The 16517-nt window shown below is 50.8% G+C and carries 7 protein-coding genes; 2 read left to right on the top strand and 5 right to left on the bottom strand.

From position 1 onward, the window contains the following. Positions 1–56: 56 nt before the first annotated feature. From F0L74_RS28055 to F0L74_RS28040, 4 genes are all read right to left on the bottom strand, one after another. Positions 57–824: a hypothetical protein gene (locus tag F0L74_RS28055; protein WP_149841211.1), complete on the bottom strand. Its 768-nt coding sequence runs from the start codon at positions 822–824 to the stop codon at positions 57–59. Positions 825–855: 31 nt separating this feature from the next. Then, positions 856–2415 (bottom strand): RagB/SusD family nutrient uptake outer membrane protein, encoded by a 1560-nt coding sequence (locus F0L74_RS28050; protein WP_149841210.1) that lies wholly within the window; start codon positions 2413–2415, stop codon positions 856–858. 18 nt (positions 2416–2433) lie between these two features. Next, positions 2434–5550, bottom strand: a complete 3117-nt coding sequence (locus F0L74_RS28045; protein WP_149841209.1) for a SusC/RagA family TonB-linked outer membrane protein — start codon at positions 5548–5550, stop codon at positions 2434–2436. A 133-nt stretch (positions 5551–5683) separates the two neighbouring features. After that, positions 5684–8533 (bottom strand): TIM-barrel domain-containing protein, encoded by a 2850-nt coding sequence (locus tag F0L74_RS28040; RefSeq protein ID WP_149841208.1) that lies wholly within the window; start codon positions 8531–8533, stop codon positions 5684–5686. Between the two features lie 703 nt (positions 8534–9236). On the opposite strand from F0L74_RS28040, the gene F0L74_RS28035 reads away from it, so the two are divergent. Together F0L74_RS28035 and F0L74_RS28030 are read left to right on the top strand one after the other, a co-directional pair. Next, a complete protein-coding gene (locus F0L74_RS28035; RefSeq protein ID WP_188316206.1) occupies positions 9237–10364 on the top strand; it encodes a GLUG motif-containing protein in 1128 nt (375 codons plus the stop codon). A gap of 69 nt (positions 10365–10433) precedes the next feature. Continuing rightward, on the top strand, positions 10434–11765 hold the full coding sequence (locus F0L74_RS28030; RefSeq protein WP_188316205.1) for a GLUG motif-containing protein: 1332 nt from the start codon (positions 10434–10436) through the stop codon (positions 11763–11765). An 11-nt stretch (positions 11766–11776) separates the two neighbouring features. Here F0L74_RS28030 and F0L74_RS28025 read toward each other — a convergent pair whose 3' ends face one another. After that, the gene (locus F0L74_RS28025) at positions 11777–15907 is read right to left on the bottom strand and encodes a hybrid sensor histidine kinase/response regulator transcription factor (protein ID WP_149841205.1); all 4131 of its coding nucleotides are present in this window, start codon (positions 15905–15907) and stop codon (positions 11777–11779) included. Between the last annotated feature and the right edge of the window lie 610 nt (positions 15908–16517).

Raw genomic sequence — 16517 nt, 5'->3', positions numbered from 1 at the left:
CGTTGCACTATTCATTATTTAAACTAAAACCTGGTGTGTATCGTCAGATCTTTATTTTAGTAGCTAAAGCCCTTGCGCTTGAACATCCATAAGTTCCTCCAGCCGTCGCCCTGCTGGGCCAGCGTGAGCTCATTGGCGTTCAATGTTACTATTACGTAAGTAACCTTCGCTCCGTTGCTTATATCCGCGCCTAAAATATTGATTGTCTTATTTAATGTGTCCAGCACAAACAGGCTTTTCTGTGTGCCGGTGGGCGTTTTCTTTGTGAAATTGGCCGCTCCGTTCAGGTCAAATGTCATTTCATCTTTATCTACTCCCCAGGAGATCACATCTGCCGGCGTGGGTTTCCACCATTCCGGCGCGGTAGCTTCGCCTGAGCCGTTACCGTACGGTGCGCCACCCGGCGTATCCATCGCCCATACCCAGGTTTTGCCGGCCTCGCCATTGGTGAGCAGGTTCCACATAGGGCTGGCAAAATAATTAGGGTCATTCTGGGTAACCGTTACCTGGGCGGAGTCCTGTACAGGGCCGCCGCCACTATACGCTACAAATTTGATATAGTGGCTGCCGGCAAACGGGATATTGATGGTATCCCGCGCTTTGTTGGAGATACCGGTGCCATAGTCCCAGAAGGGGATCACGCCGGGCGTTTTATTCTCCAGGTACACCACGTTATCATAGCCGGGTTTTTGCGTTACGGAAAAATCCAGCTCATCGGCCGTGAGGGCGGGAGGCAGTATGTCGCGGTCCTCCCGGGGATCACAGGCAGCCAAAGCGCCCAGCAGCAGGCAGGCGAGTAAACGATATTTATTATACAGTTTCATGGTTAGTATGATTGATGGTTAGCAGGTTGTTTTATTGATTCCATCCGGTATTCTGTTGCAGGCTGCCGTTGGAGAGGTTGATCTCCTGTTGCGGGATCTGGAACAGGCCTTTGGTCTCTGGCCGGAACACGACGTTAAACTGCGGGTCCGTGCTGGTATTGTCAATAGCCAGCTTGGCGGCAGGTATGCCCTGGCGCAGCAGATCCCAGTAACGGTGTCCCTCCAGGGCCAGCTCAACACGGCGCTCATCCATGATCAGCTTTTTACCGGCAGCATCCGGGGTAAGCGTTCTGCGGTGGTTCTGGTCCAGGAAGGCGCGGTCGCGTACCCGGTTATAGTATAACTGCGCTTTGCCCAGGTCGCCATCCAGGTTCAGTTCTGCGCCCATCAGCAGCACATCGGCAAAACGGATGGCTACATAATCATAGAAATTATCTATCTGGAAATCCCCGTTATAGTCCTCTGCTTTCAGGTCCTGCATAGGCATATACTTTTTCCACATAAAGTTTGTTTTCTGCGGATAGATGACCGGATAGCTCAGGTTTTCTGCGGCTACGGAGATAATGGAGCCGGCGCGGCGGGTATCGCCCGGCTCATAGGCCGCCCACAGTTTGGGGTTTACCGGTCCTGCGCCCCAGCCTTTGTAATAAGGCGGTACGGCATCGTTCCGGAAACCGATCATTACCTGCATACGGTTGCCATCATGTTTGTTCCAGTCGCCCAGGCCTTTGTAGGTGAATTTGATAGCGAACACGGTTTCCACATTGTCTTCGCCGGCAAAGCGGGAAAGGGAGGCTTGCCACAGGCGGGGGAATGTATCAACAAGATTGTAGCCGCTGGCATTTATCACATCATCAATATAGGTGCGTACCTGCTGTTTATTAACGGCGCCGGCTATCTCCGTTTGTCCGTAGTACCCGGTATAGTAGAGGAAAACGCGCCCCAGTAATGCTTCTGCCGCCCATTTGGTTACGCGGCCATATTCCCCGGCAGGTATGCCGGCATAGGCCACGGAAGGCAGTTTGTCCGCTGCAAATTTCAGGTCATTGGCGATCAGCTGGTACACCTCTTCCGGTTTTGCCTGCGGTACATTGTACTGCCCGGGGGATAGGGGAGCCGTTACCAGGGGCACGTTACCAAACATACGCACCAGGTCAAAGTAATAATATGCGCGCAGGAAATGCGCTTCTGCCAGGTACCGTGTTTTCAGGGTGGTATCTGCGCCCCAGTTCACGCCGTCCATTTTAGCGATCACTATGTTGGCGCGATAGATACCGGTATAGTACTTGGTCCAGTTATTCAGGTTGGTATTGTTATCGTTCTCAAAACGGTCCCAGCGTTTCCATGGAATATCGGATTCGCCGCCGCCGCCAAAACAGTCATCGCTGGCTATTTCAGATACCAGCTGTATGTTATCGTAATCGCCGTACTGCAGTTCGTCATAAGCAGCGGTAAGCGCTTCCAGGGCATCCTGTGGCGTTTTATAGAAGGTCTCGTCCACCTTGCGGTCAATGGGTTCCCTGTCCAGGAAACTCTTGCTGCAGGAAAGCGCGGTGGTGAGTATGATAGCAGATAATATGAGCTTTTTCATCCGTGTTAGTTTTTACTGTTAGAACCTTGCATTTAATCCTACGATCACTGTTTTTGGCTGCGGATACGTGCCTATGTCTATCCCGGAAGCCCAGGGATAGGGACCATAGCCAATTTCAGGGTCCATACCTTTGTATTTGGTGAAGGTGAACAGGTTGCTGCCGGAAACATATATCCGTAACTGTTGCATAGGCAGGCGTGGGAACAGGGTACGTTTAAAATCGTAGCCCAGGTTAATGCTGCGCACACGCAGGAAAGAAGCATCCTTTACATACAGGTCAGAGGAGCGGGTCCAGTTCTGGTTAGGCTCATCGCCCAGCGTCATACGCGGCAGGGTGTTGGAGGTGCCTTCACCATGCCAGCGGCCCAGGATCTCTGTGGTGTAGTTGCTCAGCGGGCCGGCATAATCGCGGATACCGCTATACACCTGGTTGCCGCTAACGCCATACAGGAATACAGACAGGTCAAAGCCCTTATAACCCAGGTTCAGGTTCAGGCCATAGGAAACGTCGGGGTTAGGATTGCCTATCTCTGTTTTATCACGGCTGTCTATTACGCCATCGCCATTCAGGTCTACAAAACGTACATCGCCGGGTTTGGCGTTAGGCTGTATAAGCGTACCGTTCTTGCCGGTATAACTTTGGATCTCTTTTTCGTTCTGGAAAATGCCGTTTGTTTTCAGGCCATAGAAATAACCTACCGGGAATCCCTGTTGCGTACGGAATAATTCATCAATACCTACAAAGGTCACATTGGCGTCGCCTACAATTACTTTCTCCGGGTTGGGAATATCCACTACGGTGTTCTTGTTAAACGTAACGTTGCCGTTAATGCCAAAACGGAAATCGCCAAACTGGTGGTTATACCCCAGCGCTATTTCCACGCCTTCGTTCTTAACGCTGCCGCCATTTACGGTTGGGGGCTTGGTGCCGGCTATAGCAGGTACAGGCACGGTAATGATCCAGTCTTTGGTGGTTTTCCGGTACCAGTCCAGCGTAAGGCTGAAATCTTTGAACAGCTGCGCGTCAAAACCGGCATTTACCTGCTCAGAGGTTTCCCATTTCAGGTCCGGGTTGGGCACGCGGTCTGGTGAGGAGCCAATGAACTTCGTATCATTCTGGCCAAAATAGTAATCCTGGTACAGGGAGGTGATGGTGGCCATATACAGGTAGTTGGTAGTGGCTATATTATCATAGGCGTATACCGCAGGCAGGTTACCGTTGCGGCCCCAGCTGGCGCGTACTTTCAGGAAGTCCAGCCAGCGCATTTTCATAAAGTCCTCATTGGTGGCCACCCATCCAACGGAGAAGGAGGGGAAGGTACCATAACGGTTATTGGCGCCAAAGCGGGTAGATCCATCCCGGCGGAAGATAGCCGTGAACAGGTATTTTTCCGCGTAGTTATAGTTAACACGTCCAAAGTAGGAAAGCAGCGCATCCTCTGTACGGTTGCCATTGATCTGTTTAGTGTCTTCGTTGGTGCCGTTGTTAATAATGCTGTGGTCCAGGTCCGGTATGGTAACATCCTCTTTAAACCCGTTTACAAAAAAAGTAGTGGTCTCATTGGCGGTGGTACCTACTAACACGGTGGCGCTGTGCAGGCCAAAATCATGCCGGTAAGAGATGGTATTATCCCAGTTCCAGGTGCTGGTACGGTTTATACCCATGGTTGCGCGGGAGTGGTCGTTGGTGATATTGGTGGCTAGATCATACACCGGTAAAAAGCTGTTGTTGGTGGTGTAGTTAAGGTCCAGGCCAAAATCACTGCGCAGCGTTAAACCTTTGATGGGTTTTATTTCCAGGTAAGCGTTGCCCAGTACGCGGTCTGTTTTATTCTTGTTCTGGTTCTGGAAATCCATCACGGCTACGGGATTGGCCTCGTCCGCATTAAAGGGGGATTTGGCATAATTCCCCAGGGAGTCGTACACGGGGAACAGCGGGCTTACATTTACAATGGAGTGCAGCGTGTTGTTATAGATATTACCAACGCCCACCCCTCTTTTATTGGAAAGGGTATAGGTGAAATTCTCGCCAAACTTCACAATATCCTTGTACATATTATGTTCTGAGCTGAGGCGGAAGGCCAGGCGTTCGTATTGTGATTGTCCCGGAAAACCAATGGTACCATCCTGTTTCATATAAGAAAGGGAGGAGGAGTACACAGATTTTTCTGAACCGCCGGATAAGTTAAGGGTATGGCTTTGTGTGGGCGCATTCTTGTTAAATACGGCCTCCTGCCAGTCCGTGCCTTTACCCAGCTGGTTGATCTGATCTACGGAAAAATAGGGAGCCCGGTTAGAGTTGATGGCGGCTTCGTTTAGGATCACGGCATATTCATGCGCATCCAGCAAGGGCAGTTTACGGGCAGGGTTCTGTACGCCGTAAAAGCCATCGTAGCTTACCTGCATAGCGCCTTTATGGCCTTTTTTGGTGGTGATGATTACCACGCCGTTGGCGGCGCGGGAACCATAGATGGCGGCGGAGGCGGCGTCTTTCAGCACATCCATACTGGCCACATCAGAGGAGTTCAGGTAGCTGATATCGCCGGTGGGCACACCATCTACAATGTATAACGGATCAGAGTTGCCGATGGTACCGGTACCGCGTATACGTACTTTCATACCTTCCCCGGGTTGGGCGGAGTTGGAGGTAACCTGTATACCGGCTGTTTGTCCTTGCAGGGCCTGGTCTACGCGCAGGGTATGCGTTTCTTCCAAAGCAGCCCCTTTTACGCTACCGATAGCGCCGGTGTTAAGGCGTTTCTTTTCTGTACCATAACCTACCACTACTATTTCATCCAGGCCGGTAGTACCGTCTGAGAGGGCGATGGTAAGGCTGTTGCGGCCGTTTACCGGCACCTGCTGCCGGCTAAAGCCTATCAATGAGATCTCCAGGGTATCTGCATCATTTACCTGCAGGGTAAAATCGCCGGTGGCGGTGGTAACAGTACCGTTGGAGGTTCCCCTTACTTTAATGCTGGCGCCGGGCAGCGGGCTGTTGTCTTTAGCCGCTGTTACTTTGCCGGAAAGCGGATGCCGGCCGGTCTGCGCGGCTGCGCTGTTCCCTGCCAGTACCAGGGCCAGGAACAGGAGGCTGCTTGCGGTGCAGGCTGTTAGTTGTTTGTAAGCATTTTTCATGTGTGAAATTTTGACTTTTACGGGCCAGATGGATCTTGATCACATCTGTAGAATGTTGATCTTGTTACTTGTGTTGTCCCCCTTATCAGGTGGCATAGGTGTTGAGATATTGTGTTTTCATCATTACGTGGTTTTAGAGTGTTACCGTTTGTTCCTCACCGTTATACGCTACCGTTTTACCGGCAGGCTGGTTAAAGTCCAGTCCAGTAGCTTTTTCCCGGCTAATTTTTACAATGCGGAAGGCCCGCTGCTGCAGCATACCGGGAAAACTGCCTTCCCGCTTGCCAATGCTGAGCGTTTTTGCTGCTTCGTTATAGTGCAGTGGTATATTGCTGAATTGTCCTTTTTCGTAGTTGTAGTTCAGCCCTTCATCTTCATAGAGGGAGAACTGTGCATCCTTGCCGGTGTATACATACAGGGTAATCGTATCTGCCGCGCGCTGGCCGGTATACTGCAATGCAGGGCCAAAGGGCAGTATGCTGCCTTCTTTTACATACAGGGGCATACGCTCCAGCGGGGCGTTGGCGCTGATGGTTTGTCCGCCGGCGGTATAAGCGCCGGTATACAGATCATACCAGCCGGTGTTGGCAGGCAGGTACAGGTTACGGCTGCGGGCTTCATAGGTATAGACCGGGTTTACCAGCAATGCAGGACCAAACATATACTGGTCTTTTATATTACGCACAGCGGTGTCTGCGCCAAAATCCATCACCAGTCCGCGCATAACGGTATAGCCTTTATGATAGGTAGCGCCGGCTATGGAATAGATATATGGCATGAGCCGGTAGCGCAGCTGATCATAGTACAGCATGGATTTATATTCCGGGCTGTTATCCGGCGCTATGTTAAACATTTCGCGGTAGGGGAACTGGCCATGGCTACGGAACAGCGGACAGAAAGCGCCGTACTGGAACCAGCGGGTGTTCAGCTCCCGCCATTCTTTTTGGGCGGCGCCCTGTGGCGCAGGTTGATCGTATTTATCCTCTACATAAAAACCGCCTATATCTGTTGTCCACCAGGGCAGGCCGGAAAGGGAAAAGTTGATGCCGGCAGGTATCTGCCGCGCCAGCTCATCAAAACGGGCGGCAATATCACCGCTCCAGGTGGCGGCGGCATAACGTTGTATACCGGCGTAGGCGGAGCGGGTAAGGATAAATACCCGTTGATCTGGATTGGCCTGCCGCTGTCCTTCGTAGATACCGCTGGCATTAGCCAGCGCATAGCCATTAAAGTATTGATCTGCGGGACCCAGGGCGGTAGGGTTCATCAGCGCTTTGCGGTGTTCGATGCTAGCGTTGGAGAGCACATCCGGCTCCGTAGCATCCAGCCACCAGGCGTCTACGCCTTTGCTGAACAGGTTTTTATTGATCAGCTGCCAGAAAAGCTTACGGGCGTCCGCATTGTAGGCGTCATAGAAGGTAGATACATAACCCTGGGCTATCCAGTCCTTTTGACGGTCTTTGATATTCTGTTTATATAGCCAGCCCTTTTTATCAAACAGCTCGTAATTGGGAATGCCTTCGTAAAACTTAGGCCATACAGAGATCATGAAGTGTGCATGGTACTGCTGGTGCAGTTTGCTGATCATACCGGCGGGGTCCGGGAAACGGGCGGGATCAAACTGCTGGCTGCCCCAGGCATCCTGTTTCCAGTATGACCAGTCCAGTACGATATTATCCAGCGGTATCTGGCGTTTGCGGAACTCCGCTACGGTCTGCTCTATCTCCTGCTGTGTTTTATACCGCTCCCGGCTTTGCCAGAAACCCATTGCCCAGCGGGGTAGCAGGGTAGCGCGGCCGGTGATCTGGCGGTAGCCGCCTATTACTTCATCTGCGTTGCTGCCATATACAAAATAGTAATCCAGTTTTTCGCCTGCTTCGGAGCTCAGCATCCATTTGTTATGCAGGGCCTCCGGTGTAGGGCTTAGCCATTTCAGGGATACAAAGGCCTGGTTGGATTCCGGTATCCATTCTATCTTCAGCGCATGCTGCCGTCCTTTGTGCAGCAGGTGCTGGAATACGGAGGGGCCGGGGTTCCAGCCTTCGCGCCATTTATCCAGCACCAGTGTGCCGTCTACCCATACCTTAATATACCCGGAGGTGGTCATAAAGAACTTATGCATGCCATCTTCTTTGGGGGAGATAAAACCTTCCCAGGTTACTTTGCCTTTATCCATCGGAAAAGCGGTGGGTATCTTTTTCATATCCGGCAAAAAGGCATAGTCGATCTGTTGCTCCTGGCGTTGCAGGTAAATGTTATCCGGCTGCTGAGCAGATGTATAGGTAGCAGTAAGGCCGCCTGGCTGCCGGTCCTTATCATACAGGGTAAGATCGCCCAGTTGTGCATAGGGGCGGTCATCGCCAAAACGCGTAATGGAATAGTTATCCCAAAGGATACCGTAATGCCGGCTGGAGAGCAGGAAGGGCACGGCCGCAATGGAATTATACTGCGTAAGGTCTACATCCTGGTCCTTATAGTTCATGACCCCTGTTTGCGGTTGTCCCAGCCCATAGAGGGCCTCATCTGCCGGAGAGGCAAATGCCTGGCGGATGCGGTACAGGTTTTTCCCGTCGATAGTGACCGGGGTGAAAACCGGGCCATTTGGAGCGGCTTCCTGCAGGATAATATTGCCGGCCATATCGCGGAATACTACCTGCCCGGTACCCAGGGATACGGTGGCGGTAAGGGCATTGGTCTTCAGGATCACTTCCCCGTTCTTTTCTTCGGAGGTCCAGTCCACTTCCGGAGAGCCGGTCACTACCGCCATCAGGCTGGGCGTAGTGGCCATGTTTTCACCCGGTCCGGCAGATACATGGATGATCTTGTCTGTGACCACCTGCAGTTTTACCTGGCGTGGACCGTTGTTGATGGGTGTAGGTAAGTGGATAAGTAAACCGTCTTTCAGTCTTTCTACATTACCGGCCTGGCAGGCATACATGATCAACATGCACAACATAACCGGTAGGAATCGCTTTCTGATCATATTTATATATGGATTTGTGGAATGACGATAGTGGAATAGATCGTAATACGCGATGATCTGGCTGTCTCAGTTTCAGTTTAAACGTGTGAAACAAATGTAACCGGCCGCGCTCAATGGCAGGGGAGGGGATTGTTTTTGATTAGGGGCGTTTATGTTAACCCCGGGCGGGGTGATGGTATGCAAATGATAGCGGAAAGGATATAAAATGTTAACCTGACAGGTATTATTTTGTTAAACAGGATTGATAATCAGTGAGATGACAGCGCTGCGAAAAGTAAGCAGCGCGTAAACGATTACAGTAAGAAAAGGGAAATTACGCCCGCGGTGATCAATACATATAATATGATCTCCAGGGCCAGGTACCATTTGCGGTGCCGGCGGTAGTTCTTTGCGGGTATATTGTTGGGCTCCATATCCGCAAAACTATCGATTGCAGGCAGGAGGCAGGTCTATCATTTGGTTATTTATAGGGCATCATTTGTTTAATAAGGGGGTAATGTTATTTTTGCGGACCCAATTTTGATTCAAACCTATGAAACACCTTTATTCAATACTGCTGTTAGCAGTATTAGCAGCCCCGTCCTGCAAAAAAAATGATACAGCGCCAGAAAGTCCCGGTTCTACTGTGAAGCCTTCGCTCGACTTTAGCTTTACGCGCATCGGCGCCAGAGACTGCTTGTCGTCGGCTTACAACAATGCCATTTTGGTAGCAACCCTCAACAACGCGCCAAACGGAGTAGAATTCAGTTGTGAGATCACCGGCAGCAATGGTCTGAAGCCACCGGTCGATTTCAACGCAACTCAGTCAGGCACAACAGGCTCTGATATAACCTTCCTTTACTTCAAGGGCCTCCATTATTACAAGGATGGTAAGCTTACGTTGAAAGTGACGCTCAAAGACCCTGCGAAAACTGTAATAGAAGGCAGCTTTGACAAAGAAGAATTTGTGATCCGCGAGCCCAGGGACCTGTCTGCCCTTTGGGAACTGCAGTATAAGACGGGTGCGGATCCTGCAGCTGTATACACCCAGGCGGTGGATATGGCTTTCCCGGATGACGCGCTTAGCCAGGCGCCGGTGAATAGTTTTACTGGTACGTATGATGGCCAGGGACATAAGATCACCAACCTCACGATCACGACAGCTAAAAGTAATTCCACAGAGTTCCTGGGTCTGTTTGGCTCCCTGACTAAAGGCAGTGTGGTTAAGAACCTGCGGCTGGAGCTATCCGCTACTGGTATCAGCTCTCCCAATGATGCTTATCTTGGCGGTATTGCCGGCTATAGCGATGGCGCCTCCATTATTAATTGCTCCGTGAAAGGCAACATAAAAAGCATGGGTGGTTTTTCTCAGTCAGGAGGCATCATCGGCGTTATGGAGAATGGGCGTATTACGGGCTGCTCCTTTAATGGTGCGCTCCAGGCGGGCATAGCCGGAGGGATTGCCGGTAGTTTCAGCGCCGGTTATATGAATATGTGCGCCGCCATCGTGGGCTTCCAAAGCAACAATGCCGGTGGTCTTATGGGAATCTTCGCCGGCACGCAGGATACTTTGCTGAACACCTACGCCTATATTCAGGGAACGGCGCATCCTGCGCCACTCTTCATTGATCCGCAGCATACCAGCGGCGGGTTTGTGATCAGCCATTGCTTCAGTAATATGGGAACGCCGCAGACGGGCGCTACCATGTACAGCACAATTACCGAATTAAATGGCCTGCTGGCGGATCTTACCGTTGGAAACCTGCCGCAGGGCATTACCGCGCCGCCTGCGAATAAGCCGTTTAAAGCCGGCGCTGATCCTGCCAAACCAGCTGGACTATGGTGGGAGTAAAATAAACCTACCCTGTAAAACATCATTTGATAATAAGGGATGTTTATGTCCCCAGTTTTATATAAACCTATGAAGCGCATTTATTTTTTATTACTATTTGTAATACTGGCAGCGCCTGCCTGCAAAAAAGACAATACAACACCACAAGACGATCCAGATGAGAATCCAGGTCCTGATCCTGTAAAGCCTACGCTTAACTTTAAATATGCACGCCTGGATATGGCGTTGATCAGGGCCTTTGCCAACAATGAGGAGATCACGATGGCCACTTTTGTTGATGCGCCGGCCGGAACGGGATATACCTGTGAGGTGACCGGCAGCAATGGCATGAAGCCCGGCAACGTTGAGAACGTACGTATTACCGGAACAACAGGCGCCAGCGAATTTGCCTTCAGGGGCCTCCAGCGTTACAAGGATGGTAAGCTTACTTTTAAAGTAACCTTCAACGATGGGAAAAATACGGTGGCAGAAGGCTCCATTGATAAAGAGGAATTTGTGGTCCGGGGTTATAAGGATCTGATGCTGATTGATCAGCTCCGGACAATAATGAAGTATGATCGCTCCATTGTATATACTCAGCCGGTGGATATCGCTTTTCCGGATACGGTATTCGCAAAAGCGCCGGTGAGCAGCTTAAGGGGCGCCTATGATGGTCAGGGGCATAAGATCACCAACTTCACGCTTACTGCGGCCAATAATGGTTTTAACGAGTTCGTGGGTTTGTTTGGCGTGGTTGACAGCAGCACTGTAAAGAACCTGCGGCTGGAGTTATCCGCAGCTGGTATTACTTCTCCAAATATGAGCTCTGATCTTGGCGGCATTGCAGGTTATGCCGTGGCCAGCTCCGTCATCAATTGCTCCGTAAAAGGCGCTATACAAAGTGCCGGCGAATATTCCATAACAGGCGGTATCACCGGGTTTACATCCTACAGCCGGATTATCGGCTGTTCCTTCAATGGCATATTGAAAGGCGGTAATGCAGGCGGCATAACCGGCAACCTGTTTTTCTCGTATGTAAATATGTCCTATGCCGTTACAAAATTCACTGGCAACGTTGCCGGTGGTATCGTTGGTATGGTCAGCGAGGGTATTAATGGATCACAAGATACTTTGCTGAATACCTACGCCTATATCTTGGAGCCGGAAACTGTGCAGTACCTGTTTTCACTCTTTCCTGATCCGTCAAATTATTCCAGAGGTTATGTGATCAACAATTGTTTCAGCAATGCAAAAGCGCCTCAAACCGGCGCTACATTGTACAGCACTACCACTGAGCTGAATGGCCTGCTGGCTAACCTTACAGTCAGCAACCTGCCGGAAGGCATTGCCGCGCCGCCGGCTGACAAGCCGTTTAAAGCAGGCGCTGATCCTGCAAAACCAGCGGTATTATGGTGGGAATAGCCATCAACTGATCAATCACTTTCATTTTCCGCGTCCTGCCGTTGTTTGCCATAAGCAGACGGCAGGACGTTATACTCCGCCTTAAAATACTTAGTGAAATACTTTGGATTGTTAAACCCTACTTCATACGCCACTTCCGCTATGGTAAGCTGGCTCTTCTCCAACAACTGCGCTGCGCGTTTTAACCGGATAGACCGGATAAATTCTATAGGCGTTTTACCCGTCAGTGATAAGATCTTTTTATAGGCAGATACCCGGCTCATATGCAGGGCGCGGCTCAGTTCCTCTACAGAAAACTCTGGGTTAGACAGTTGTTGCTCCACTATCTGTAGTGCCTGTTGTATGAACTGCTCATCCGCGGAGGAGATGGCGATCTCGCTGGGATTAGCTTCTATATGCTGCTGATAGCTCTTCTTCAGAGACGCCTGTTGTACGATCAGGTTGCGTATGCGCGATAGCAACACTTCAAAATTAAAAGGCTTGGTAATAAAATCCGTAGCGCCTTTTTCCAGCGCTTCCAGTTGATCTGCTTCCGTAGTGCGCGCAGTGAGCAGTATCAGTGGTATATGGGCGGTGCGTTTTTGTGCGCGGATGCGGCGGCATAGTTCCAGGCCGTCCATTACGGGCATGCTTACATCGCTCACTACCAGGTCTGGCAGGGTTTGCTGCAGCAGGTTCCAGCCCGCCTGCCCATTCTCTGCTGTTATTACCTGGTAATGCAGGCTCAGGTTATCCTTCAGGTAAAAGCGGAAATCTTCATTATCCTCTACCAATAGTATTAATGGCTTTTTGCCATTGCGATGCGGCGGGGCTGTTTCTGTGGTGGCTGCCGGTGGTTGTGTAAAATCCGTAGGGGCGTCTGTAATAACGGGTGGTGTGGTCTGGCTCATTTGTACCGGCAGCAGAATAGTAAAGCAGCTGCCCATTTCCGGGGCGCTGTCTACCGTGATCGTACCGCCATGCAACCTTACAAATTCTTTGGTGATATTTAGCCCTATGCCGCTGCCCTGGTTCAACAGGGAGCCTTGTCCTTCGTGTTGGAAAAATCGTTCAAAGATACGGTCCTGTTGCTCGAGCGGCATACCAATGCCGGTATCCTTGACCATGATACACAGCAGCTTCCCTTCTTCCTGCCATTGCAGCTCCACGGTTACGCTGCCAAACTCCGGCGTAAATTTAAAGGCGTTGCTCAGCAGGTTAAAGATGATCTTCTCTATCTTATCCGCATCATAGGCCATCACCAGGCTGTTGATCTGGCTGCGGAAATCCAGCCTTACCTGTTTCTTCTCAGAGAGATCAGAGAAGGAGGCGGTGAGCTCTTTTATAAATTGTACAATGTCTCCTTCTATTGTCTGCAGTTTTATTTCCTGTACTTCCAGCTTACGGAAGTCCAGCAGCTGGTTGACGAGGTTCAGCAGGCGGCGGGCGTTACGTTGTATCAGCTCCAGCTGATTTTTGATACCGTCTTCGCGGGTGCCTTTGATGATCTTTTCCAGCGGGGTGATGATCAGGCTTAAAGGCGTGCGGAACTCGTGGGAGATATTGGTGAAGAAACGGATCTTCAGCGCGTCCAGTTCGTGCATGCGGTGGGCCTGCTGCCGCTCCTGTTCTATACGGAAGCGCAGGCGCTCCCGTTCCAGCATCAGGCGGCGGGCCAGCAGCAGCGCGCCTAATATCAGCACTACATAAAGTATGAAGGCCAGTGGCGTTTTCCAGAAAGGCGGCAGTACTTTAATATGCAGCTCCAGCGGCGTTTGGGTCCATACGCCATCATTGTTGGAGGCCTTTACACGGAATACATAATCGCCGGGGTCCAGGTTGGTGTAAGTGGCCCGGCGCTGATCGCCGTCCGTCATCAGCCATTCCTGGTTAAAGCCTTCCAGCATATAGGCATAGCGGCTTTTCTCCGGGTGAAAATAACTAAGGGCCGCAAAGCCAATGGAGAATACATTTTCGCGGTACTTCAGCGTAAGCTGTTGCGTAGCGCTGATATCGTCCTTCAGCAGTACGCGCCCATTGATCCTTTCACCAGGCTGCATGCTTTTGTTAAACACCTGGAAATCCGTAAACACCAGGGGCGGCACATTTTTATTCTGGGTGATGGTATGCGGGTAAAACAGGTTGAAGCCATTGCCCCCACCAAAGATCAGCTCTCCGCGGCGGGTGCGCAGCGCGGCGTTTTCGTTGAACTCCTTGCCCTGCAGGCCATCGGCAGCGTCGTAATTCAGGAAACGGAAACCGGGCCCCTGGCTGCTGGTAGTAATGGCCAGGTTGGATACGCCGTTGGGAGTGCTCATCCATAAGGTATGGGCATTATCTTCCAGTATATTCAGCACGGAATTGTCCGGCAGGCCATCCTCTTTGCGGAAAATGCGGAACTGTTGCTTTTGCGGATCATACAGGTTTAATCCTTCGTGCGTGCCTATCCAGATCCATCCGCGGCTGTCTTCAAATAAACAGATCACATTATCGTTGCTCAGGCGGCGGGGCGGTGTACTGTCACTAAGATAAGCGGTAAAGCGTCCGGTAGATAACTGCAGTACATCAATGCCCCTATCCGTGCCAATCCACAGGTTACCGCGTTTATCTTCCAGCAGGGCGGCAATATAATTGGAGTGCAGGCTATTGGCGCCGCGTTTGTAATTGCGGAAGCTTTGCGTAGCGGGATTGTACAGGTTCAGGCCTGCGCCCAGCGTGCCTACCCATAGCTGCTTTCTGCTATCCTCATATAACTCCCATACGCTGTTATTGCTTAGCGAGGAAGGATTGGCGGGGTCATTGGTGTAGTGTATAAAGCGCCCGTTGGCAAAACGATCCAGTCCGCCAAAATAAGTGCCTACCCATAACTGTTGCTGATGGTCTATCCACAGGCTTACGATCACATCGCTGCTTAAGCTGCCGGGATCATGCGCATTATGCCGGTATTGGGTATAAGTATTGTTGCTGCGGTTATAGTAGATAAGGCCACCGCCATTGGTGCCTATCCACAGGTTGCCGGCGGCGTCTTCTACAAAACGGTTCACATCGTCATAAGGCAGCCCGCTGGCATTATTGGGCTGGTGCTGGTATAAGGGGAACTTAACAATATTCTCGTGGTAATAGCTGATGCCTTTTTTGTACGTGCCTACCCATACAATGCCGGTGTTATCCTTATACAGGCTGGTAATGCTATTCTGGCCCAGGCTTTTGGGATTTTCCGGCATATTCATGGCGTAGTAAATGCTTTGCCATTTTTTGTCCAGTATATTCACGCCGCCGTGGTCTGTGCCTATCCATATCCGGCCCTGGTTATCCTGCACGATGCCCCTTACAATATTATTGTTGAGGCGTATGGGACTGCTGTTCTGATCATAATGTAATAAAGCGCCGGTAGCGGGATTACAACGCCATACGCCCTGCGGATCACTGGTGCTGTAGATCCATAGCTCGCCTTCCTGGTCCGCCATCAGGTGGTAATTTTGGGAAGCGCCGTTACTGCGGTCATATAATTGTGTATCGCGGTATATGATGCGATGGCTGCGCGCGTCCATTTTTTCCAGCACCCCATTGTTATGCAGCAGCCAGCAGCCGTCGGCCACGGGGGTAATGGCGGCAACGGCATTATCGGTGATGGTGCTGCTGTCTTTATCCTTGTGTTGTAAATGTAAAGCAGGTTGCTGGCCAGGGGTATAACAATAGATCCCGGCGGTAGGGTGTATGAACCAGTAGCGGCCCAGGGTATCCTGTACTATATCGTTCACCGCGTTGCCGGGTATGCCTAGTTGTTGCAGAACGGGCAGTGTACCGCGGAACGCGCCGCTGGCCGGGTCATAGACATGCTGCCCGTCACGGGCATAGATCCATAACAGGCCGTCTGGCCCGCCGGTAACGCGTTCTATCAGGTTATCGGGCAGGGAGCTGGAGTCGCGCAGGTCATGTTTAAACACGCGGAAGCTGTAACCGTCATAACGGTTAAGGCCCGACATGGTGCCAAACCACATAAACCCTTTGCTGTCTTTATAGATACTGTTGATCTGGTTATTGGACAGGCCCTGGTCAATATCAATGCGGGTAAACTGGTAAGACGGTGTTTGCGCGTAAATGCGTGGAACCGTCAGGCAGCATAACAGGAAATAAATAACGGGGATCAATGTTCTGATCATAAAAGCCGTACCCCCTTGTTTTGCCGTAAATTAAAATAAAAAGGTCGAAAGAATTCGACCTTTGTGCTAAATTCCACGTTATGGTACTCAGGTCCATAATATTAAAGTAAAAGTAAGATGAGCTAAACCCCTGTCCAAATTTTAGCACCGTTTTTTACGCAAACGATTGCATATTGCTTGGTGGTTGTTTGTGTGGTGTAACTATTTGATCATCAATAAGTATGATCGAAGGGAAATAAAAGCGCTTAGCAACCCATGATCATAGTACAACGAAAATTGTAGCTAATGTCAACACTAGCCTCCATCTATCATATACTGTAAAGCCCGGTTGCAACTGAGAGTCCGTACTACGATAACCGAATCTAATCGTAATAACCAACCCAACGTATCCCCCCACTCATCCGGCAGCCATCCTGCATTGCCGGCAGCTATTAAAAATTGGCCTTGGCTGGCGCGGCTCCTCCAGCCAACTTCCACCACGAACACCCGCGGCAGGCGCAGCCAATTTTTAATAGCTGCCGGCATGGACAAACATAATGGACATACAGAATGGCCGCTGTATGAGTGAGCGCGGTTTCCGATAATTCAAACATATTTGTATTTTGACGTT

It is taken from the genome of Chitinophaga agrisoli (assembly GCF_008386695.1).
Classification (GTDB): domain Bacteria; phylum Bacteroidota; class Bacteroidia; order Chitinophagales; family Chitinophagaceae; genus Chitinophaga; species Chitinophaga agrisoli.
The sequence above is the reverse complement of the archived record's forward strand: the minus strand, read 5'-3'. Positions and strand labels throughout refer to the sequence as shown.

Excerpts from the sequence above, each read along its gene's own strand:
- F0L74_RS28025 (WP_149841205.1), bottom strand. The coding sequence starts at position 15,907 with ATGATCAGAACATTGATCCCCGTTATTTATTTCCTGTTATGCTGCCTG.
- F0L74_RS28055 (WP_149841211.1), bottom strand. The coding sequence starts at position 824 with ATGAAACTGTATAATAAATATCGTTTACTCGCCTGCCTGCTGCTGGGC.
- F0L74_RS28045 (WP_149841209.1), bottom strand. The coding sequence starts at position 5,550 with ATGAAAAATGCTTACAAACAACTAACAGCCTGCACCGCAAGCAGCCTC.
- F0L74_RS28040 (WP_149841208.1), bottom strand. The coding sequence starts at position 8,533 with ATGATCAGAAAGCGATTCCTACCGGTTATGTTGTGCATGTTGATCATG.
- F0L74_RS28030 (WP_188316205.1), top strand. The coding sequence starts at position 10,434 with ATGAAGCGCATTTATTTTTTATTACTATTTGTAATACTGGCAGCGCCT.
- F0L74_RS28050 (WP_149841210.1), bottom strand. The coding sequence starts at position 2,415 with ATGAAAAAGCTCATATTATCTGCTATCATACTCACCACCGCGCTTTCC.